Origin of the sequence: Lysinibacillus sp. BPa_S21 (assembly GCF_023337795.1) — a bacterium.
Taxonomy (GTDB): Bacteria; Bacillota; Bacilli; order Bacillales_A; family Planococcaceae; genus Lysinibacillus.
In genome coordinates, this window is the sequence record NZ_JALIRS010000002.1 from 200,399 (window position 1) to 222,805 (window position 22,407).

The following is a 22,407-nucleotide window of genomic DNA, read 5'->3' on the forward strand; positions in this document are numbered from 1 at the left end:
CTCTCTTATCTAAAGTAAAAACAGTACTCCGATTTTTTCTTTATTCTCCTTTTGGACGAATAAACATAGCATCACCAAAGCTAAAGAAACGATATTTTTCTTCTACAGCTTGTTGATATGCACTTAAAATTGTTTCTCTTGTCGCAAGCGTACTTACAAGCATTACAAGGGTTGATTTTGGTAAATGGAAGTTTGTGATTAAACCATCTACAATCGTAAAATCATATCCTGGATAAATGAAAATAGACGTCCAACCTTGTTCCGCTCGCACTTCGCCTCCATATTTTGAGCCGATCGTTTCTAATGTACGCGTAGAGGTTGTACCTACAGCAATCACTTTCCCACCATTACTCTTTACCCGATTTATAATAGATGCAGTTTCTTCCGTTACACTATAAAATTCGGCATGCATTTCGTGATTTTCAATGGAATCTACACTTACAGGACGGAATGTTCCAAGCCCCACATGTAAAGTGATAAATACAACCTCGACCCCTTTTGCTTTTACTTGCTCTAGTAATTCTTCTGTAAAATGTAAGCCGGCTGTTGGTGCTGCAGCTGAGCCACGCTCTTTTGCATAAACAGTTTGGTAACGATCCTTGTCCGCTAATTTTTCACGAATATACGGAGGTAGTGGCATCTCACCAAGTTGCTCTAAAATTTCATAGAAAATCCCATTATATTTAAACTCAAATGTACGTCCACCATGATCAAGCTCACCTGTACAAATAGCTGTCAGTAAGCCATCTCCAAATGTTACAACTGTGCCAACTTTTACACGTTTAGCTGGTTTAACAAGTGTTTCCCATTCATCTGTACCTGCCATTTGCTTTAATAGCAGTACTTCTATATGAGCACCAGTTTCCTCTTTAACGCCCATTAAACGCGCTGGTAAGACTCTTGTATCATTTAACACAAGGCAGTCTCCAGCTTTTAGCTCATCTAATATATGAGCAAAATGATGATGCTCTACATTTTTTGAGCCTGGCGTCACTACCATTAAACGACTAGCTGTTCGGTCCACAAGTGGTGTTTGTGCAATAAGCTCTTCTGGCAATTCAAAATCAAAATCTTCTACACGCATGAAAATACTTCCTTCTTCTAGGTTTGTTGGGGATATTCATATCCAAAATGTTCGTAGGCTAAATGTGTTGCCACACGTCCACGTGGCGTCCGCTGGATTAAGCCAATTTGCATTAAATATGGCTCGTACACATCTTCAATCGTAACGCGTTCCTCGCCAATAGAAGCTGCCAGCGTATCTAAGCCTACAGGGCCTCCACGGAAGCGCTCAATCATATTGGTCACAAGTTTATGGTCAATATGGTCAAGCCCTCTAGGATCGACTTGTAATAGCTCAAGCGCTTGCTTAGCAAGTCCCTCCGTTATCATACCATCTCCGAGCACCTGTGCATAATCTCGTACTCGTTTCAGTAGGCGATTCGCAATACGGGGTGTACCACGCGAGCGTGTAGCCATTTCAAGTGCTGCTACTTGTTCGATCTCAACATCAAATAAATGCGCACTTCGTACGACAATTTCTGCCAGCGATGTATTATCATAATACTCCAATCGTAATAATACGCCAAAGCGATCCCTTAAAGGTGCTGATAATGCTCCTGCCCTTGTTGTTGCACCGACAAGTGTAAATGGTGGTAAATCAAGTCGAACAGACCGTGCTTCAGGGCCTTTACCAACGACAATATCTAAACAAAAATCCTCCATGGCAGGATAAAGCACTTCTTCAATTGCACGAGGCAGGCGATGGATTTCATCGATAAATAGTACATCTCCTGGCTCCAGTGAGCTTAAAATAGCTGCTAAATCTCCAGGACGTTCAATCGCAGGGCCGCTAGTCATGCGCACATTGACATTCATTTCATTAGCAATAACAGCCGCTAATGTAGTTTTACCAAGTCCAGGCGGTCCATATAACAGCACATGATCTAAACTTTCCTGACGAAGCTTTGCCGCTTCAATGAAAATTTGTAAATTTTCCTTTACTTTATGCTGACCAATGTATTGGGCTAATCTTTGTGGACGCAAAGATAATTCAAACTGTTCATCATAGCTACCTGCTTCACTAGCCATCATACGTTCAGACATGTACTTCCCCCCCTTTCACTATTTTAACTTTAATAGCAATTGTAAAGCTTGCTTCATAAATGCATCTGTTGTTTCAAGCTTGTCGTTTTCTTCAAGCTGTGGACGAATTTTTTCTAATTCTTTTTCAGAATAACCAAGTGCCATTAAGGCAAGAATCGCTTCTTCAAGCTCATGTTTAAATGGATTTACACCAAATAACGGTAGCTCATCTTCTGTACTAGGTAACTCTATAGTCTCCAATAACCCGCCAAGTTTACCTTTTAAATCTAAAATCATTTGACGTGCCGTTTTCTTACCCACACCTGGAAATTTTACTAAAAACGATTCATCCTCACGCTCAATTGCACTTATAACTTGTTGTGGGTTCCCAGTAGCTAAAATTGCAAGCGCACCCTTTGGTCCAATTCCTGACACTAAAATAAGTTTACGGAATAGCTCTCGTTGGTCTAAATTCGGAAAGCCATATAACACTTGTGCATCCTCACGTACATGCAAGTGAACAAAAATTTGTTGTTCAAGGGGTGATGTCCTAAACGCAAATGGATTTGGTGTATTCAGCTGCCAGCCAATCCCTTGCTGTTCAAGGACGATATACTCAGGAGTTACACGCTTTACTTGTCCTTTTAAATAATCATACATTCTATATTCCCTCACAATCATCGTCTTCGATTATAGCATATTACGAACGAATGCTCGACTATAAGAAATAACACAACTCGTCGTCCACATACAAAAATGACCGCCAAAAGACGGTCATTTCTTTATCATTTTATCAATATCGTACCACAGTTTTGGCCAATATGTGAGAGCTCTTTTTGTAAATGGCACTAAATAATCTAAAAATATCATCTGTTGATCTAATGGCAAATCTACTGCAAAAAGCCATTCACGTAATAGCTCATTTGGATATTTTAAACGATGTAGTTTTCTTTTATCTAATCTTTTCAGCTCTGGTAGCTCGGCAAATATTTTACCAAGGTCATAATCAACAGCCGGCAATACTCGATGCAACCATAAGATGTATTCATCATCCGCTTCCCCAAGGTGAGCCAAATCAAAATCTATTAAACGTAAATGCCCATCTGAGCACCATAAAAAATTATGATGTACGACATCGCCATGTAAAAGCGTTATTTCTTTTTCAGGTAGGTCTTCCAGTGCGATTAGCTGTAACGATTTTTCACTATAATGTGAAATTTGATTAATTTCTTCTTTTGTTAAAAATGCACGAAATTCATTCCGTCTGCTTTTAAAGCGCATATGACGCATTTGCCATTTTAAAAGCTGTGAATAGGTGTGCAAACCTGGAACTCGCTGCCAAGCAATTTTTTTATGTGTATCATGTAATGTATTTAATAGTTTGAGTGATTCCTTTCGATCCTTTTTATGTGCAAAATTAGCACTATGACTGCCTTCTTGCCAATCTTGCACGATTAAATACTCATCATCACTTTTCATTAAAGGTAAAATCAGCGAGGGTTCCAGATGGCCAAGCTGTCTATGAATAGCCCTTACCTTTTCTGCTATTTCTATCTGTTTTGCTCGTTTCACAAAATAAATATTGGATTGATATTTATACTTCCAAATATTCGGCTTTACTTCTTCAATTATATACGCTTTTTCACCATCGATAAGGCGTCATCCCGCCTGGGTAAAAGTGCGGTGACATCCATGGTCCTACCGAATGTTGCATATGGGAATGTGGCATATGGCAATGTGATGGACACGGCGGTGGGCATGGTGGCGGACAGAAACATTGGTCCATTTGCCAAGTCGGCATCATGACTGGCTGTGCATGACAACCACATGGCTGTTCCATTTCCGGCATCATTTCCGGCATAGGTTGAAATTCTGGATTCATAGGGAAGAATGGAGATGTACTAGATTCTAAAAACTCCTCCGCCCCAGCAACTTTTTCACATCCCATATCACATGTTGGTTGTTCTGGCATCGTATACGCCTCAACTTGCGGTTCCATAGGCATCGGCATTGGCATTGGCATCGGCCAATACATATGATGATGTACTGGCTGATGGCAGCTAGCACAATGTGGTACTGCCGGCATTTGTGGCATGATAAAAATCGGTTGCGGCATTGGTGCTGGTGGTGGCGCCTCCGGTTGGGCTACAGGCTGTGGTTGTGGTTGAATTTGAATTGGAGATACAGTTTGCTCTACACTTGGCATGACAACGTTTTGATTCCAGCTAAGCTCAACAGGCGCTGGCTGAGGCATCGGCATCGGCATTGGATAAGGAATTGGAATCATCTGTGGTTCTGGCATTGGTGGTGGTGGTACAATAATTGGTGGCGGCATCGGTCTCTGTACCTCTTTTTCTTTAACATGCCTTGTAGGTGACTCCTTGTGCATATGTTCTTTATGCATGTGTTCCTTGTGGCCCTCTCTGTGGCCTTCTCTATGCCCTTCTCTATGTCCTTCTCTATGTCCTTCTCTATGCCCTTCTCTATGCATTCCCCAATCTGTTTCTCGATGATGTTCTCTATGTGGTTCTCTATGCGGTTCTTTGTTTATTTTTTCAGGTAGGATAATTTCCATGCCCGGTACAATATAATCCGGATTAGCAAGATGGGCATTAAGCCGCTTTAAATCTTCAAACGAAACTCCGTACTCTTTCGCTATCTTCCACAACGTGTCTCCCTTTTGGACAATATGAATACGCAATTTTTTCCTCCCTTCCTCTCTTCGTATCATATGTTCAATGTTTCATTTGGATACAAAAATTTCACGCAGTTGGAAATGCTTCATGGTACACTAGGTTTTAAGGAAAACTGCTTCCTTTATTACTCGCAGAGGTGATCTCTTATGAAAAAAATGTTAGGCGAAGAACGCCGACTGCAACTCCTAGCGCAATTAAAACAAAGCACAGCACCTATTACAGGGACGGACCTAGCTAAATTCGCTAATGTTTCCAGACAAGTCATTGTCAATGATATGACATTGTTAAAGGCTAGAAATGAACCTATTATCGCAACTAGCCAAGGATATCTCTATATGCACCAGGAACAATTACATCATGCTGTTGAACGCACAATTCCTTGCTTCCACACTGCAGAGGATGCAGAAGACGAACTTATAACAATCGTTGATTGCGGTGGTACAGTAAAAAATGTGATTGTTGAACATCCAATTTACGGGGACATCACCGCATCGATTATGATTTCTAACCGTCATGAGGTAAAAAAATTTATTCAGCGTGTCAACGAAACACAAGCAAGTTATTTATCTGATCTAACAGGTGGTACACATCTCCATGTTATTTCTGCTCCTTCTGTTGAAATTTTAGATTTAATTGAGCTTACTTTAGAAAAAAAAGGTTATTTAGTTGTAGATCAATAACGTGTAAAACCAAATATTTCATGTAGCTGCTAGCCCTTCACGGGGACTAGCAGTTTTCTATTTATATGAATTCAAATGATTTACTATCAAGTGTATTAATTCGAAGAGGCTGATTCCGCTACGTGCTACTCGCATAATTCCTTTGAAGATAGTCTTCTACAGCCGCAAATTTTAACCCTTTCGAAAAGACTCTACATGAAGTCGCTTCTTGTAATCCTTCACGACTACCTGCCTCATATTGCATCTACCATATAGTAAAAATTGATAATCTAATGAAAATCTTTCTCACAATTCGTTGATAGAATAGCGATCTTCTTCGAACAATTGAAGGATATGTAGTTTAACTCGAATGGATGTTTGCTTCGCCCCATAAAAATGCTCCCCTTAGATAAACAGATTTTATTTTTTAATCTGTCTACCTAATAGGGAGCATATCAAATTAAGCGTCTGGTCTTTACTTTTTAACAAAATAATTCTTCCATCGATGATTCCTAGTAACAACCTTTCCTTAACACATAATTTTTTTATGTTATGGTCAAGAATCCTCTTTCGACTTTTTATACTCTATATAACTCCAAGAAATAGAAATGACTATTAACAAGGCTGCAAAAAGGGTAATAATAGTTTTGGAGTTTGAAGATATAGATAAGTTTGCTGTAACAGTACTTATAACGGCTGCCAGTATCGCTAAGTAATATGGTCTTAATACCATAAATTTGGCCCCCTTACAATGAATCAATCTTTTCAAGTGCTTGTAAGTACGTTAACTCTTGACTATTAATAGAGTCTAGAAATGATATAATAGTATCATTTGACAATTTTTTATTTTTCAAAAAAGCATAATCTTTTAATAGTGCAATATAGCCTGATATTATAGCTGTTGCTTGAGATGTACCACTGGTTTTTATTATTGTTTCTTTCAAATTGATTGTTGATATTTCATGACCTGGCGCATTAATAGTTGTTGCCTTAGAACCACTTGTTAAATCAAGTACATTTCCTGAAGCATCAATTGCCCCAACTGAAACTACTTCATCTAAGATTGCGGGATACATTAATTCTGTATTACCGTAATCTCCTGAGGATGCTACCACTGTAATCCCCTTATTAATTGCTGATTTTATCGCTTCTGTAATATCCTTATCCTCAAAATGACTAGCAATACTCAAGTTAATAATAGAGGCATCTTTTTGGATGGCCAATTCAATAGCATTCTTTATAATTGTTGGTGAAACTGAATTGTCATCATTCATCACTTTAATCGCCATTATTTGTGCTTCAGGACTTATACCTTCTATATTTTCACTAATACCTTTAATTATAGAATACATCATAGTGCCATGACCATTTGTATCTTCAATATCTTCATCTACTAACGATTCTTCAAATTTTAAATTTCCACTGTATATAGAATTTAGACCCGTGTCAATAATAGCGATTGTTTGTGATTTACCTTTAGAGATTTTATGAAGTTTTTCATAATCTAAAGATTGTAACTCCCAGGGTGTATCATCTTCACTATCTTTTCCGTAATCACCTAAAAAAACACTATAAATCGCAAATGACATTCCAGAAAATACTAAAATAATCCATATTACTTTAGAGGAAAATTTTTTCAATTAAAGCACCTACTATAGATTTCTTATTATTAAATTTAATATTGACTTACTGAGGCTCGACATCAAAAACTAATACCCAATACAAATCAATTCTAACCCCTCTATTTGTGTTTCCATTATGATATTCTACGATAAATTATCGTTCCTGCCTTTTACTTTCATTTTTAGTTTAAATTCTATTTTGGGACAGCGACTTCTTGTTGAAAAACTACATGTCAATGCATTTCAAAAATGAATACTATAGCACTTTTCATAATATCGTATATCGCACAAAAAACATTGCAGAAGAGCCGTGCTTTATTTAATATCTTAATTTCATCCACATTACTTGGATAGCTTCAGAGTTAGAGAAATCTTTTTCGTTGTGAAGGTGTTGGCAATAAACATTTTTCTTTTCGCCCAAAAAGACGATATCTATTTTTAGCAAATAGTCGATACATTTTATTTCGCATAGCTGGAGGAATAAGGATGAAAATATAGCAGACAGGCCAAATACTATCTAACCTCTTACAGATTTTAAGTGCTGCTGTGGATTCAAAATATACCTTTCCATGCTCAATTAATATGACACTATCAATATTTTCTGGTACTTCGTATTGTGCAAGTAATGCCTGCCCACTATCACTTTGGATGGACGCAAATTGAAAATATGCTGCCTGATCATATTTGATAATAAATTGCACACTACGATCACAGAAATTGCACACCCCGTCAAACAAAATAATGCCGCCCACAATGATTCCTCCTAGCCACTTATATTACTCATCCGACGTTAGATAAGTAAAGTATGTACCAAGCGACTTCACCTTGCAACCAAGAGCAGCTAGTTCCTCCATAGCCCCACGCATCATAGGCTCCTTTTCATCTGCCAATACATCAATCATAAAGAAATAATCGCCTAAGCCCGTTTTTAAAGGTCGTGATTCGATTTTACTTAAATTGAGCTGTCGCCATGCAAATACTGATAACACTTGATGTAATGCCCCTGAACGATCCGTTGGCAGTGTAATCATGAATGTAGTCTTTGCCTGTCCTTCTGATAATTCTTGCGGCAATCGTCTATTTTGCTTAGATAATACGAAGAAGCGTGTATGGTTAAAATGGAAATCATGAATATTAGGTTGAACGATTTCTAAGCCATATTTATCGGCTGCCGCTGCATTTCCAACCGCAGCAATGCACTCGTTTGGATTTTCAGATACAAATTTAGCAGCTGCTGCTGTTGATGTCGTTTGATGTAACGGAGCATGGCTGAAACGATAAAATAAGTATTTATGACATTGAGCTAGCGCATGTGGATGTGAATAAACACCTGTAATCGATTCCCACTTCTCCTTTTGCGCTTTATTGACCATTAAATGCTGTTGTATTTTTAACAGAAGCTCACCTGTCACATATAGGGTCGCCTCATGAAATAAATAATCGAGCGTTAACGATACAGAGCCTTCTAAAGCATTTTCCAGTGGTACAACTGCTAGATCTACCTTTCCCTCTGCTACTGCCTCAATACATTCTGGTATTGTAGAACAAGGGACAAGCCACTCGTTCGGAAAGGTTGCCTTTGTTGCTAAGTATGTAAATGATGCCTCCGGTCCTAAATATCCAATTCGTTTTTCCCATTGTTGCTCTGTCATTACTTTACCTCCTTCACTACAACTTGTAGCTTTTTATTTTATATTAAAATTCCAAGTGTGTTTATTAACCATTTTTATCCACCCTAACTCTAATCAACTTATACACATGACAACGTTCTAACAAATGGTATCCTTAAATTTCACTAATGGAAAGATTCAGAATTCTCAACCCATGAAAATCACTTTGAATTGCATTCCTTCTCTTCGGTTATAGAATAAGGAGCTGTCCCATGAAGCGATATCATACCACTACATAGGACTGCTCCTTTTGAGCTATTTACATTCTATTTAAAATTCAAGCTTGCTTTTAGTCATTACAATGCACCAGAACTAATTACTTCTGCTGACTCGACAAAATCTAAACGTTTGAGTTGCTGTATTAAATCATCAAGTTCACATGTCATACTAGTGACATCTAATGACAATGTAACATTAGCACGTCCTTGAATCGGTATTGTTTGATGGATAGTCAGTATATTGCAATGCGTATTTGTTACTGTTTCTAAAAGCTTTGCAAGTGTTCCTTTACGGTCCTGAAGCTGTAAAAAGACTGTTAAAATGCGTTCCTGCACAATTGAATGAAAAGGAAATACAGCATCACGATATTTGTAAAACGCACTACGCGATAAATCCACCTGCTTTACCGCATCCCAAATGGAAGATACCGAACCACTTGAAAGTAAGTGTTTCGCCTCCAAAGTTTTTTGCATAGCATCCGTTAAAACATCTTCACGAACTAAATAATATCGCTGATTCGCAACATTCTTCATACGCTTCCCCCTAAAACTCTTGTCTTAATCGACAAATTCAAATTCAAACTCTTGCAGACGAACTGTATCGCCATCTTGAGCTCCATGTTCGCGTAGAGCCTCATCCACACCCATTGCACGTAATTGACGAGCAAATCGACGAATACCATCTTCACGGCTAAAGTCAGTCATTTTAAATAGGCGTTCAATTGCGTAACCACTAATAATAAATGCACCATCATCATCACGAGTAATGACGAAATCTTCACCTTTTGCTTCATGTTTGTACATGACTGTTGCTTCGGATTGCTCCTCTATATCATCATATAGTGGGAATTCAGGTGTTACTTCAAGTAAATCAGCTATAGCAAATAGTAATTCTTTTAAACCTTGACGTGAAACAGCTGATATCGGGAAAATTTGAATATCTTCTCCCACTTTTTTGCGGAATTCCTCTAAGTTTTCTTCTGCATCAGGCATATCCATTTTATTGGCAACAACAATTTGTGGACGCTCTGTTAAACGAAGATTATATTGCTTTAACTCTTCATTAATCGTTAAATAATCCTCGTACGGATCGCGGCCTTCCATTCCTGACATATCAATAACATGGACAATAACACGCGTACGTTCAATATGTCGTAAAAACTGATGACCTAATCCTACCCCTTGGTGTGCCCCTTCAATAAGACCAGGTAAATCTGCCATCGCAAAGCTTCGATGATCATCTGTTTCAATCATTCCTAAATTAGGGACAATTGTTGTAAAGTGATAGGCGCCAATTTTTGGCTTCGCAGCAGAAACAACAGATAAAAGTGTTGATTTACCAACACTTGGGAAACCTACTAGTCCTACATCTGCTAAAACTTTCAACTCTAATATAACATTTAATTCTTGTCCTGGCTCACCTTTTTCAGAAAGCTCTGGCGCTGGATTTGCTGGTGTTGCGAAGCGAGAATTTCCTCGTCCACCACGGCCAGCTTTTGCGATAATCGCTTGTTGGCCATGCTCGACTAAATCGGCTATAACAGCACCTGTTTCTTCGTTCATTACGACTGTGCCTGGTGGTACTTTAACGATTAAATCGTCTGCGCGTTTACCATGCATTCCTTTACTCATACCATGCTCACCACGGTCAGCCTTGAAATGACGTTTGTAGCGGAAATCCATTAATGTTCGTAAGCCCTCTTCCACTTCAAACACTACGTTACCACCATGTCCACCATCACCACCAGCTGGACCACCATTCGGTACATATTTTTCTCGGCGGAAGGCAACCATTCCATCTCCACCGTCGCCACCTTTAACATAAATCTTTACGTGATCGACAAACATTTAGTTCACTCCCTATTTGCATTCATGACATATTGCCAGCGCGTCTTCGTCTGTTCAATTGTTCGAATGTCTAATTGTTTCAAACCTTTTTCGGTGAATGCATCAGCACTCCATAGACCATTTAACGTGAATGTCACGGCAAATGTATGATCGTCAACACGTACATCGAGCCCTAAACTCTGCTCTGTAAATGGATCTAATGTATCATAAACATGCATAACTGTTTTGTTTAAATAGTCTACAACTTCCGTATCAATAGTATTTGTGACAGATTTTTTGATCTCACCACTTATCTTCATCGGTAATGAAGGATAGCGCCAGCCAGCTGTTTGCAGCCATTCTATTGTTTTCGGTAATTGTAGACGATTAAGGATAGAAAGCACTTGCATTTGCTCTGAATACTCTTGAATAAGTTTTTTTGATTCATCAATTCTACCTAAATCTAAATTCATGCGAATAAGCTGAAGCTGATTCACATAATCATGATTTGCAAAACGTAATACCTCACTAATGGTTAGTGATTGATTGTTCATCCCATTCACTCCAATAAAGTTATCTTTACTAGTATAACAAGTTTTGCTGTATTTTTCCCTTAATTCTTCAATCAATTATGCCTCGGCAAAATTGCGCCACGAATCGGCTTTATGCTTAGGCCCGCAAATGTTTTTTTGTGCGAAAGCGCAGTGCTAACGTAGCGGCAGCAATCGATATTTTTTTGTTGTTGCTTTCACACAGATAAAAATCGTGTTGTTTTCGCTACAGAAAACAATTGCTGTAAGAAGTTGAAATTTAGCCAAAAAAAGGACTGCAATAAATGCAGTCCTCCGCTTTATGTTATCTTATAAAAGATTAAGCTTCTTGTGTTGCTGGGTATACAGATACTTGTTTGCGATCGCGACCTAAGCGTTCGAATTTTACAACGCCGTCAACTTTAGCAAATAGTGTATCGTCACCACCGCGACCTACGTTTGTACCTGGGTAAATTTTTGTACCGCGTTGACGGTAAAGAATTGAACCACCAGTTACGAATTGGCCATCAGCACGTTTAGCACCAAGTCGTTTTGACTCAGAGTCACGTCCGTTTTTAGTAGAACCTACACCTTTTTTAGATGCGAAAAGTTGAAGGTCTAATGCTAATAATAATTTCATCGTGTTCCACCTCCTACTTGGTTGTAGTTGATTTGGATGTATTGTCCGTAATTTTGCACCATTGAATACACTTGGGCAGTCATTACTTGGACAATTAACTGTAGTTTTGCATCAATCTCAGGCTCTATATCTGTTGGTAGACCTACCTTAAGATAGCCTCCGCCTTCAGCAGCTTGTTCGACTTCTGGCTGTAATTGTAATAATGCATAAATAGCATTCACCGTACCAATGGCAATGGTAGATGCTCCTGCACATACTAAATCCTTACCAGATTCATCGTATTCAGCATGTCCTGAAAATTCGAATGCTGACACATGTCTATTTTCATCGTGATGAATCGTAACTTGTATCATTCGCTACACCTCACAATTAAGCGTTGATAGTTTCAACAACTAATTTTGTGTAAGGTTGACGGTGACCTTGTTTACGACGGTAGTTCTTTTTAGCTTTCAATTTGAAAACAACGATTTTTTTCGCACGGCCTTCTTTCACAACTTTAGCTGTTACAGTAGCGCCTTCTACGAATGGAGCTCCAACTTTAACGTTTTCGCCACCTACGAATAAAACTTTATCAAAAGTTACAACCTCGTCAGCTTCTACACCTAATTTTTCAACATAGATTTCTTGACCAGCTTCTACTTTGATTTGTTTACCACCAGTTTCAATAATTGCGTACATTTTACTGCACCTCCTCATAGACTCAGACTCGCCTGCTTATAAAGGTGATCATACGATACTTAAACCTTTCCAGTGCGGTTGTAGTAGCACAGGTGCTACAAACAATAACATTAAAATATTACCACACGAATTATTTTAAGTCAATCTATTCATTACATATTTCTCAAATGCTAAACGATATTTTCGATAATTCCATTCCTTTAACACTTGAAGCCATATAAATAAACATAAAATTGCTAAAAAAATAGATTGTGGCAGGTAACATAAAGTTATCATGAATAGTATAAAGGCAATTATAAGAGAAAGCCAGTAGTAATATTCAAACGCACGAGCACTTGGATAAACTAAAAATAAGCTCGCTAAAAATACTCTGCCACCATCCAACGGAATGATCGGTAAAACATTGATTGCTAATAGCACAAATTGCACATTAATTAGCTTAGTAGCAAGTAGTTCTGGCATAAAAAAAGCGAGGCCAATCCCTAATATTGTAGCGATTGGTCCCCCTAAGGCAATCCAAAGGAGTGACGTTGCAGGCACAACCGCTGGATTTTCAAATTCTATTTCCCCTCCGTAAGGTGTAATAATACATGATTTCACCTTAACACCACAAAGCATTGCCGTTAACAAATGACCCGCCTCATGCCACAATAACGAAAATAAAATAATGGCGTAATAAGCAATTTGGCCAGTAAAAATCATGAAAAATACGAGAGGAATACATAGAAGATGAAGTTTAATTTTCATTGGACGCCGCTGTTTCAAGCCACTGTACAATCTGCTCTAGACTATATTGTGTCTTATCTTTTTCAATCGAGATATAGAGTTGTCCCGCCTCTTTCATGCCGATTAAATCGTTTGCCTGCACAGTTGTATATGGAAGTTGAGCTAAACTATCCAGCATACCATAGGATACAGTTGTCCCATCATCGTAGTTTACCGTCATTGTTTTTCCAGTATATTTTGTATGACCGGTAAAAACAACAAGACCATTCTTTCCAGCATAAACCGGTAGGCCCATGTCATATTGCAATAAAAAACCTTCCTTAAAAACTTGCGCATTGGCAAAAGATAATAGTTCAGTTTGCCCAACATCACTCGATACCAAAATTGTTGTATCCTCTTTATTTAACCAGCTTTGTCCGAGCTCACTTAAATAGGCTAAATCTGCTGATGTTGTAACAAGTTTTCGCACTGGTGTTTCCAGCACACCTTGATCCTCTAAACGTATGACAAGCATAATCGTAGCCACAAGCAGGATTGTGACCAACCATTTCCATTTTTTAAACAAGCCCTCATCCTTTTTTCACACTATATGAGATTGCATGTCCATTCATGCACAAGAAAAAAACCTTCTCGTACAAATGCACGAAAAGGTTAATGATTATCTTGAAAATAACGATTTTAGCTTTGAAAATACACCCTTATGTTCATTTTCAATTGCCATAAGAGGCACAGACTCGCCAAGTATTCTACGGGCAATATTACGATAACCTAGAGATGCTTTATTCGTAGGATCCATTACTACTGGTTCACCTTTATTGGATGATGAAATAACTTCTTCGTTATCTACGATGATCCCTAATAAATCGATAGATAAATGTGTTGTAATTTCATTAACATCCAAAGTATCACCGCTTTTCATCATATGCTGACGAATACGGTTAATAATTAGTTTAGGTGCAGTAATGTCTTCCTGTTCCAGCAAGCCAATAATTCGATCTGCATCACGCACAGCAGAGATTTCTGGTGTTGTTACAACAATTGCATGGTCTGCACCAGCAACAGCATTTCGATAGCCTTGTTCTATGCCCGCTGGACAGTCTATTAAAACATAATCATAATCTCTTTTTAATTCTTCTACTAAGCTCTTCATTTGCTCGGGTTTAACAGCATTTTTATCTGTCGTTTGAGCAGCAGGCAATAAAAATAGTTTCTCATCTACACGTTTATCTTTTATTAACGCTTGATGAATCTTACAACGTCCCTCAACAACGTCTACTAAATCATAAATAATTCGATTCTCAAGACCTAAAATTACGTCCAAATTACGTAGGCCAATATCAGTATCCACTAAACATATTTTTTTACCTTGTAGTGCCAATGCAGTCCCAAGGTTAGCCGTTGTCGTTGTTTTTCCGACACCGCCTTTACCTGAAGTTATGACGATCGCTTCTCCCACACTAGCTACCTCCCTTAGACACATTTAAAAATGGTCGAATATTTTTTAACGCGTGAATTTGATCGTACGTAATGCGCCCGTCATAGTCAATAAATGCACAAGTCATCTCTTCATGTTTAATTGCTTTTACATGCTCGTCCGACATTGCCTGAACCTGATCAGCGATCATGATATGTGTAGCCTCAAAACAAGATGCTGCAATGATTGCTTCCTTATTACCATGAACACCAGCATGCGCTATCCCCTTGAGTTTCCCTAGGATATACACATTGCCACCCGCTTCTACACGTCCGTTCGGATTGACATTCCCTACGATAATAATATCTCCCGGTGAACGCAGAACTTGACCCGATCTGACCACACCAAAATATGTATCTTGTTGACTTTCAATCCTTTTCTGGTTGCTCTCATGGACAGTCAGTACTTCACTTTGCACCTTAGAAACGATTAGTTGCTCTGTTTCCTGAACAATTTTGATAAGCTCTTTGATTTGTTCTTCAGAACAGTATCGATAGCCCAAATATAATTGTACATCTACTTTACTATCGATACCGCTTTCTGAAACTTTCTTTTTAAGCTCTTCTACTAAATCGACATACGCACATTGATCATCTAAATGAAGAACAAAACCATCCTTTGTTCCCTTCATATTAACTAACTGTTTTTTCATGAATGCCTCACCCCACGTTGCTCTTTGTTAAGAAACTTCACGTGCTCTCTGTAAGACACGCGCATTAATTAAATACTTGAAGGCCCAACCAAGAATCATTAAAAATAGTGCATTAGCAATGATCGTCGGCAGCAGTCGTGAACGTAAGAAATCCGATAATGGAATCGTTGTAAAGTCGATAAGATAGAAGAATTGATAGAGTATAAATTCTAAAATTGCTACTAAAACAACTGAAATGGTCGTTGTCACAACTAAGTGCTGATGAATAACTTTCACAATTGACCCTGCTAGAAAACAAGTAAGCGGAAACAGTACTGAATATAATCCAATAATATCAATGTAAAACACATCATACAAGACACCAAAAAAAAGTCCATACATTACCGCACGCTGACGGCTGTAATAGATGGATATAAATATTAAATATAAGATTAAAAATCTTGGAACTAAATAAAAGATTTGTCCTTTCACTTCAATCGGTGAAAGCATAGCAAACTCTGGTTCCACTAAAAATAGTAAAACTGCCACAGAGGGGATGAGAAACCGAACCATCATTTCGCCTCCTCTTTACCCTTTTGTGGTGGATTTGTTAAATCCTCGTTGGATGTATTACCATCAGATCCATCTATCACAGTAGCGGAACGTTTAGCAATAACAACATAGTCTAAAATTGAGAAATCAGCAGATGGTTTTACATAGGCCAGTTTTGTTAAGCCAAAATCATCTGTACTTACTTCAGTTATTTCTCCGATTGGCACATTTTTAGGGAAAATACCGCCAAGTCCTGATGAAACTACTTGCTGACCTTTTTTAACTGTTAAACTTGAATCGATTCGCTTCATGATGAGTTCATTACGCTCTTTATCATAGCCCTCGATTAAACCGTATGCTTGTTTATCTCCTTGAACCATCGCAGAAACACGATAGTTTGGATTATTTGTATATAAAAGCTCTACCTCAGAGGTGAAAGGTGTCACTAAAGTAACTTTACCGACTAACCCTTTCGCTGTCATAACTGCCATATTTTTCTCTACACCGTGTGAAGATCCTTTATCTAAAATAATTTTTTCTTCCCACTGGTCAGGATTTCTAGCGATAACTGTGGCATGAATCGGATCATAGGCTTTTAAGCTTTCCGATTTGTCCATGAGATCCTTAAATTTCTTTATATCAGATTTCAAGTCCGATGCCTCAGCTTGTACAGCAGCAAATTCATCTAAGCGTGCTTTTAAACGTTTATTTTCTTCGTACGTGTTTAAGAGGGAATCAATACTATTAATAACACCAGTAATATAATTCGCCGGCTTCGCAACAATAGATTGTGCGACGCCGACAGTGTCTTTAATAATTTGCTCTGGTAAAGTTGCATTCGTCCGATCACGTAATGAGAAGCTAATCAATGCCACAAGAAAAACCATGCCCACGAGCAGCAGAATTAATTTCTTATTGAAAAAAAAGTGTGGCATTGCCTAAACCTCCTTACCCTTTAACTTGTTGTTGACGAATTAAATCAATATGTTCTAAAGCTTTACCTGTACCAATTGCTACACAGTCAAGTGGATCTTCTGCGATAAATACTGGCATATTAGTTTCTTGGCTAATAACTTTGTCTAAATTCGTTAATAGCGCTCCACCACCTGTTAATACAATTCCGCGTTCCATTACGTCTGCAGATAATTCCGGAGGTGTTTGTTCAAGAGTTTTTCGAACACCATCAATAATAGATGCTACCGCTTCACGTAAAGATTCAGAAATTTCCTGTGAAGAAATTTCGATTGTTTTAGGTAAACCTGTTAATAGGTCGCGTCCTCTAATTTCCATTTTTTCTTCTGGACCTTCAGCTAACGCTGTACCAATTTCCATTTTTACTGCTTCCGCAGTACGTTCACCAATTGTTAAGTTATATGATTTACGGATATACGAAATGATGGATTGGTCCATAGCATCCCCGCCCACACGCACGGATTCACTCGTTACAATACCACCTAATGAAATAACGGCAACCTCTGTTGTACCGCCACCGATATCAACGACCATTGACCCTGTTGGATCCCATACTGGTAAGTTCGAACCGATTGCAGCTGCAAATGGCTCTTCAATTGTAAATGCTTCTTTAGCACCTGCTTGACGAGCAGCATCGATAACCGCACGCTGTTCAACCGATGTAATACCATAAGGCACACAAATCATAACATTCGGTTTTTTCCAGTTACCACCAGAGTTTTTACAAGCTTCTTTTAAATAGTATTCTATCATCGCTGTAGTAATATCAAAATCAGCAATAACACCATCTTTCATAGGACGGATTGCTACGATTGAGCCAGGTGTACGACCAATCATATTTTTCGCATCATTACCAACTGCAACGATATCTCCAGTTTTTGTATTTTTTGCTACAACTGAAGGTTCACGTAAAACGATCCCCTTCCCTTTAATAAACACTAATGTATTCGCTGTGCCAAGGTCAATCCCGACATCTTTACTTCCTAATCCAAACAATTTGTGTACTCCCTTTCTATTTAAGCCATACTTTCGTTGACATCAACTTACACCCGGCGCATTACACCCCGAGGCTATATCTTCATTCACTTGGTGTTAGACACCTATTGAAAAAACTACACACTCATTTATCTCACACCTGCTGGAGTGAGAGTCTTTCTTGAACAAAGATAAAATCATACCGTTCATTATAACGGAAAAGCGCAAGAATTTGTAGTGCCACATACCTCTTCTCGCAGAAAAGATACTATTTTAATTCCCTCCTAATTAAAAACAGTACGTATAGATTAGCATATAATTTTTATTCTTGTAAGACAACGTGTAATAGGCTACCAATTTTTGTGAATATTATAGACATTTCTACGAATACAATAACGTTTTATAAAAAAAAAGGTTCGTTTTTATTTTTTATATTTTCTCCAAAAACTACAAAATTATTTTATTGATTCGATTCTTCATCAAATGTTGGCATAAGCAACAATATAAGGATTCTTAAAGTAATCCGTTAACTATCTCAACAAATGTTCAAGAACTCGAAAAACTAAATCAAAAAAACTCTGCACAATGAATGCAGAGTTAAAAATAACCTTTTTCTTTCAAACTAATAAACTGATGATCACCGATGATGAGATGATCGATTAAATCAATGCCTATAATATAACCCGCCTCTATAATTCGTCTCGTCACTTCAATATCTTCATCACTGGGTGTTGGAATGCCACTAGGATGATTATGTGCACAAATAATAGAAGCGGCAGATCTTTTGACAGCCTCGCGAAAGTAGGGTGAGAACCCAGCGCCTTGGTATATTTCTATATTAGGTTTCCAAGAACTCCCCTCCAAACCGTACGTACTCCTCTCAGAGTATACGGCTTTCCATTTACTTTAATCTAACTTGCCATTATGCAAATCGTGATGGCACGATATACATAAAGCCATTGTTTTTCGTTTACGGGCTATCATTTTCTGTTCCCATTTTTTCTTACCTTGTAAATTCTTTAATTTTTGAATATGATGCATTTCAAGTGATACACTTGATACTCCACACCATTCACATTTTTCGGCAAGTAATCGGTCAATCAGATTTGTACGCCCTGTATAAATTAGTGTATTTTCAACTATATCAACTGTTGGCTGTTTAATTGCATCGTTCTTTTCCATTCGTTGCTCTGTAAAATAAGCAATTCTTGGACCTTCTTTTGTTTCATATTGAATGCCGAATTCCCCATTAATCTTATATTTAGTGATAATTTTTCTAACGGTACTCTTATATTTATTCGCATACGTTTTAATCATGCTGTATTTCATCGTTTGACAGAAAGACTGTAAAACATGTACATTACTCGCTAGGCGATAGTAATTGTAATAGCCTTCTATTTCTGCATTGTATGTACGAATAATTTCAAGGTCGTCATTATGCACTAAATACGGGCGATGAATAGGTTTCCAACTATTATTCATTCCTATTTTTAAAGCGTTTAATTGTAAGAGCTTTTGAATATATTTTTCATGTGGAACGAAAAGCTTTGTTTGATAGTTGAATTTACGCTTTTTAGTTCCGTTTGGCATTTTCATTCGATGCCAATCTCTTACGACACGAATATCATACCCAAGAAAACGGGCATTCTTTTTGCTATGAGTAATCAATGTTTTCTTAGCACTTAATTCTAGCCTTAACTGTTCTTTTAAGAACATTGTCAAGTCTTGTTTAATTTGTTCAGCTTCCTTTTTACTCCCGATGACACCAAGCATAAAATCATCTGCATAACGAACATATTTTAGACGTCGGTAATTTGGGTCGAAAAGGTCTTTACTATCATGACTTTGCAGTTCTTTATAAAGGAATTTTAATTCCTTTAAGCGTTCTTTCTTTTCCTCCTCGGATAAGGTCGCCCAATCATGTTTATTCTTACTTTTGCGATGATTAATCTTAGAAGCAAGATTATGATATGTTAAATTGTGCACTCGTTTGTCACCTTTATCATAGCTTTTCATATATTGCTCCACATATTTATCGAGTTCATTTAAATAAATATTCGATAGCAGAGGGCTGATGATTCCTCCCTGTGGTGCACCACTATAAGTTTTATGAAACACCCAATCTTCTACATAACCTGCTCGTAAAAATTTCCAGATTAAATTGATGAATTTTTCATCATGAATTCGTCTTCTCAAAATGCTAACTAACACATGATGGTCTATATTATCGAAGAACCCTTTAATATCACCCTCAATAAACCATCTGGTTCCCGTAAAAGTATTACGGATTTCTTTTAATGCTGTATGACAGCTAAGATTGGGTCTAAATCCATGAGAGTGTACTGAAAACTGTGGCTCATAAATGCTTTCAAGTAATCGCCGAACAACTTCTTGGACTAGTTTATCCTCGAAAGTAGGGATGCCAAGCGGTCTTGTTTTCCCATTTTTCCTTGGGATGTATGTCCGTCGTGCTGGATTTGGTTGATACGCTTGATTTTTTAATTTTTCAATGAGCTTTTCTATACGCTTTACGCTCATGCCATCAATCGTATCTTCATTGATTCCTTTTGTATTACTGGCCTTGTTTTTATACAGTTTTACGTAAGCTTCAAAATAGAATTCTTTATTGTACAAGTTACGATATAGTCGTTCAAATACATAGCTTTCATCTCTTGCTTTGGCAGTTAGACGATTTAATACTACTTTTGGAATTCTCATAGAGCCTCCGCTCCTTCCCAATTTGGTATTAACAGGGTAAACTGCTCCCCTTCGCCATGTACTAGGCTTTCCCTAGCGCGGACTACTACGAGAGCTCCGTTACCATATCAGATATTCAGTGTCTAAACACATAGCCCATAAGGCATTCTGACTTAGGTAATCCCCATTTAGATTTATAAAGACTTATCGCATGTATAATGTCGGATATGACGTTCGCTCGTTACTTTTATATGAAAGTTGGGTGAAATGGTATCACATCATCATTCTCGAAATCTTTAAGAACAATGCACATTTCAAATAGCGTAAATCATGACCTCCCGCTAAAGGTCCGAGTAGTCCCCCTTGAGCTATCATTCAAGCAGTTTAGCCTTTATCCTTATTTATACAATTCATCTCGCCATTCAGTCGTACTTTGGTCATTAAGTAACTTCTGGCTTTTCCAACATGCTACACTCCCTGATTAGTTTCCCTTTCAGATAAGTTGGTTAATGATAGGGTACAGATAGTGATATTCCCCTACTGCTGTGCGAAAGCAGATTCCTTATAAACCCTTATGGGCGCACTATCTCCCTAGGATGAACAATCGAAGCGTTTAGACTGCCTATAAAAATCGTCTTCTTATGAATAATTTGATTTTTTACATTTAAAAAAAGAACGACAAAATGTTCTTGATTCAGCGAGGTCATATCAGGCATTAAATAGGCTGCGGCATCTTGCGGTGAACGAATCGTATATTTTTCATCGCTTTGTTTCTGTGCGAGACGTCTACCAAGTTCAATGGCTGCTAATAATTGAATGGCTTTAACCTCTCCGATTCCTCTTATAGCAACCATTTCTTCTATTGTTGCATGTTTCAAATCATGTAAACGCTCAAAAACACTTAATATGCGATTGGCAAGTACAAGAACAGACTCTTCTTTAGTGCCTGTCCTTAGTAAAATAGCCAGCAGCTCCTGATTCGATAAACTCATAGCTCCTTGTCTCCGTAGCCTCTCACGCGGTCGATCCTCTATATTAACATCTCGTATCATCGTCCTTGGTAAAACATCATTCGGCAAAAAAGCCTCACTCCTTCGCAAATTGGATTATATTGAGTGCTACCAATTGCGTAAACAACGCTGCAAGTGGTAACCCAACAACATTGTTATAATCTCCTTCAATTCGTTTTACTAAAAGGGTTCCAGTAGTTTGAATGCCATAGCCACCTGCTTTATCAAATGGATCTCCCGAATCTACATATGCTTCGATGAGCTCCTGCGATAAATGATGAAAGACAACATTGGTCTCTTCAACGAATGTAGTTTCATTACCGTTAGGCTCAATAATGGCAACAGCTGTCATGACCGCATGACGCTTACCTGATAAGCGCAATAAGTGAGAAATTGCCTCCTCACGATTTTTCGGTTTATGGAGTAGCTCATCATCATAAACAACAATAGTATCTGCTCCAATAATCGTGGCATTTGGAGCTTTTTTCGCCACATCACGTGTTTTTAAGAGTGCTACACCTTTTACATAATCTTGCATTGTAGTTGCCTGTACGCTTGTCTCTTCCACTTCACTAGTAATGATGTCGAATGGAAGTGATAGCATAGCAAGCAATTCCTTTCGTCTTGGTGAAGCAGAAGCAAGCACTAGCTTGTGATTTGTTTTAAACATTATCTGACCATTCCTCCTTATTAGCTATCATAACGGAGAATTTTGGTTTTGAAAATTTTCTAAAAATCAAGATAA

Annotated in this window: 24 protein-coding genes, 2 pseudogenes and 1 other annotated feature; of the genes and pseudogenes, 1 reads left to right on the forward strand and 25 read right to left on the reverse strand. The window is 38.0% G+C overall.

What is annotated here, in order from left to right:
* Positions 1–40 precede the first annotated feature (40 nt).
* The 5 genes from queA to MOK21_RS23695 form a co-directional block, all read right to left on the reverse strand.
* Positions 41–1,084 carry a tRNA preQ1(34) S-adenosylmethionine ribosyltransferase-isomerase QueA gene (gene queA / locus MOK21_RS04195; protein WP_249072722.1) on the reverse strand — a complete coding sequence of 348 codons (1,044 nt, stop codon included), beginning with the start codon at positions 1,082–1,084 and terminating at the stop codon, positions 41–43.
* 17 nt (positions 1,085–1,101) lie between these two features.
* Positions 1,102–2,106, reverse strand: a complete 1,005-nt coding sequence (ruvB, locus tag MOK21_RS04200) for a Holliday junction branch migration DNA helicase RuvB (RefSeq protein WP_249072723.1) — start codon at positions 2,104–2,106, stop codon at positions 1,102–1,104.
* An 18-nt stretch (positions 2,107–2,124) separates the two neighbouring features.
* The gene (gene ruvA, locus MOK21_RS04205; RefSeq protein WP_249072724.1) at positions 2,125–2,745 is read right to left on the reverse strand and encodes a Holliday junction branch migration protein RuvA; all 621 of its coding nucleotides are present in this window, start codon (positions 2,743–2,745) and stop codon (positions 2,125–2,127) included.
* 114 nt (positions 2,746–2,859) lie between these two features.
* The gene (locus MOK21_RS04210) at positions 2,860–3,657 is read right to left on the reverse strand and encodes a phosphotransferase (protein WP_249072725.1); all 798 of its coding nucleotides are present in this window, start codon (positions 3,655–3,657) and stop codon (positions 2,860–2,862) included.
* 70 nt (positions 3,658–3,727) lie between these two features.
* Positions 3,728–4,786 carry a LysM peptidoglycan-binding domain-containing protein gene (locus MOK21_RS23695; RefSeq protein ID WP_283164600.1) on the reverse strand — a complete coding sequence of 353 codons (1,059 nt, stop codon included), beginning with the start codon at positions 4,784–4,786 and terminating at the stop codon, positions 3,728–3,730.
* A gap of 141 nt (positions 4,787–4,927) precedes the next feature.
* On the opposite strand from MOK21_RS23695, the gene MOK21_RS04220 reads away from it, so the two are divergent.
* Complete coding sequence (locus MOK21_RS04220; protein WP_249072726.1) at positions 4,928–5,461, forward strand: transcription repressor NadR; 534 nt, start codon at positions 4,928–4,930, stop codon at positions 5,459–5,461.
* Positions 5,462–6,186: 725 nt separating this feature from the next.
* Here the strand turns inward: MOK21_RS04220 and MOK21_RS04225 are convergent.
* The 20 genes and pseudogenes from MOK21_RS04225 to MOK21_RS04320 all read right to left on the reverse strand — a co-directional run bounded on the left by MOK21_RS04225 (position 6,187) and on the right by MOK21_RS04320 (position 22,332).
* Positions 6,187–7,080, reverse strand: coding sequence for a S8 family peptidase (locus MOK21_RS04225; protein ID WP_249072727.1), 894 nt, complete (start codon positions 7,078–7,080; stop codon positions 6,187–6,189).
* Positions 7,081–7,424: 344 nt separating this feature from the next.
* A complete protein-coding gene (locus tag MOK21_RS04230; RefSeq protein WP_249072728.1) occupies positions 7,425–7,814 on the reverse strand; it encodes a thiol-disulfide oxidoreductase DCC family protein in 390 nt (129 codons plus the stop codon).
* Positions 7,815–7,838: 24 nt separating this feature from the next.
* Positions 7,839–8,714 carry a prephenate dehydratase gene (gene pheA, locus MOK21_RS04235; protein ID WP_249072729.1) on the reverse strand — a complete coding sequence of 292 codons (876 nt, stop codon included), beginning with the start codon at positions 8,712–8,714 and terminating at the stop codon, positions 7,839–7,841.
* Between the two features lie 314 nt (positions 8,715–9,028).
* On the reverse strand, positions 9,029–9,484 hold the full coding sequence (locus tag MOK21_RS04240) for an ACT domain-containing protein (RefSeq protein ID WP_249072730.1): 456 nt from the start codon (positions 9,482–9,484) through the stop codon (positions 9,029–9,031).
* A 24-nt stretch (positions 9,485–9,508) separates the two neighbouring features.
* Positions 9,509–10,798, reverse strand: coding sequence for a GTPase ObgE (gene obgE / locus MOK21_RS04245; protein WP_249072731.1), 1,290 nt, complete (start codon positions 10,796–10,798; stop codon positions 9,509–9,511).
* Positions 10,799–10,803: 5 nt separating this feature from the next.
* On the reverse strand, positions 10,804–11,331 hold the full coding sequence (locus MOK21_RS04250) for a Spo0B domain-containing protein (RefSeq protein ID WP_249072732.1): 528 nt from the start codon (positions 11,329–11,331) through the stop codon (positions 10,804–10,806).
* 316 nt (positions 11,332–11,647) lie between these two features.
* Positions 11,648–11,947 (reverse strand): 50S ribosomal protein L27, encoded by a 300-nt coding sequence (gene rpmA / locus MOK21_RS04255; RefSeq protein WP_024363181.1) that lies wholly within the window; start codon positions 11,945–11,947, stop codon positions 11,648–11,650.
* Positions 11,944–12,300, reverse strand: a complete 357-nt coding sequence (locus MOK21_RS04260; RefSeq protein WP_249072733.1) for a ribosomal-processing cysteine protease Prp — start codon at positions 12,298–12,300, stop codon at positions 11,944–11,946. Before MOK21_RS04260 ends, rpmA begins: the two co-directional genes overlap by 4 nt.
* Positions 12,301–12,316: 16 nt before the next feature.
* Positions 12,317–12,625, reverse strand: coding sequence for a 50S ribosomal protein L21 (gene rplU / locus MOK21_RS04265; protein ID WP_053484819.1), 309 nt, complete (start codon positions 12,623–12,625; stop codon positions 12,317–12,319).
* A 14-nt stretch (positions 12,626–12,639) separates the two neighbouring features.
* Positions 12,640–12,715, reverse strand: a sequence feature (ribosomal protein L21 leader region).
* 45 nt (positions 12,716–12,760) lie between these two features.
* Positions 12,761–13,372, reverse strand: a complete 612-nt coding sequence (locus tag MOK21_RS04270) for a site-2 protease family protein (RefSeq protein ID WP_249072734.1) — start codon at positions 13,370–13,372, stop codon at positions 12,761–12,763.
* On the reverse strand, positions 13,362–13,916 hold the full coding sequence (locus tag MOK21_RS04275; RefSeq protein ID WP_249072735.1) for a M23 family metallopeptidase: 555 nt from the start codon (positions 13,914–13,916) through the stop codon (positions 13,362–13,364). The genes MOK21_RS04270 and MOK21_RS04275 overlap by 11 nt, the downstream gene beginning before the upstream one ends.
* Positions 13,917–14,009: 93 nt before the next feature.
* Positions 14,010–14,807, reverse strand: a complete 798-nt coding sequence (minD, locus tag MOK21_RS04280) for a septum site-determining protein MinD (RefSeq protein ID WP_249072736.1) — start codon at positions 14,805–14,807, stop codon at positions 14,010–14,012.
* A 1-nt stretch (position 14,808) separates the two neighbouring features.
* A complete protein-coding gene (minC, locus tag MOK21_RS04285; protein WP_249072737.1) occupies positions 14,809–15,477 on the reverse strand; it encodes a septum site-determining protein MinC in 669 nt (222 codons plus the stop codon).
* A 27-nt stretch (positions 15,478–15,504) separates the two neighbouring features.
* Complete coding sequence (mreD, locus tag MOK21_RS04290; protein WP_249073030.1) at positions 15,505–16,029, reverse strand: rod shape-determining protein MreD; 525 nt, start codon at positions 16,027–16,029, stop codon at positions 15,505–15,507.
* Positions 16,029–16,943, reverse strand: coding sequence for a rod shape-determining protein MreC (gene mreC / locus MOK21_RS04295; protein ID WP_249072738.1), 915 nt, complete (start codon positions 16,941–16,943; stop codon positions 16,029–16,031). The genes mreD and mreC overlap by 1 nt, the downstream gene beginning before the upstream one ends.
* 13 nt (positions 16,944–16,956) lie before the next feature.
* Positions 16,957–17,976, reverse strand: coding sequence for a rod shape-determining protein (locus MOK21_RS04300; RefSeq protein ID WP_249072739.1), 1,020 nt, complete (start codon positions 17,974–17,976; stop codon positions 16,957–16,959).
* Positions 17,977–18,552: 576 nt separating this feature from the next.
* Positions 18,553–18,756 (reverse strand): annotated as a pseudogene (locus tag MOK21_RS04305) (JAB domain-containing protein); the annotation flags it as partial.
* Between the two features lie 105 nt (positions 18,757–18,861).
* Entirely contained in the window at positions 18,862–20,673 is a 1,812-nt protein-coding gene (locus tag MOK21_RS04310) for a reverse transcriptase/maturase family protein (protein WP_249072740.1), read from the reverse strand.
* 557 nt (positions 20,674–21,230) lie between these two features.
* Positions 21,231–21,704 (reverse strand): annotated as a pseudogene (gene radC, locus MOK21_RS04315) (RadC family protein); the annotation flags it as partial.
* A 34-nt stretch (positions 21,705–21,738) separates the two neighbouring features.
* Positions 21,739–22,332: a Maf family protein gene (locus tag MOK21_RS04320; RefSeq protein ID WP_249072741.1), complete on the reverse strand. Its 594-nt coding sequence runs from the start codon at positions 22,330–22,332 to the stop codon at positions 21,739–21,741.
* Positions 22,333–22,407 lie beyond the last annotated feature (75 nt).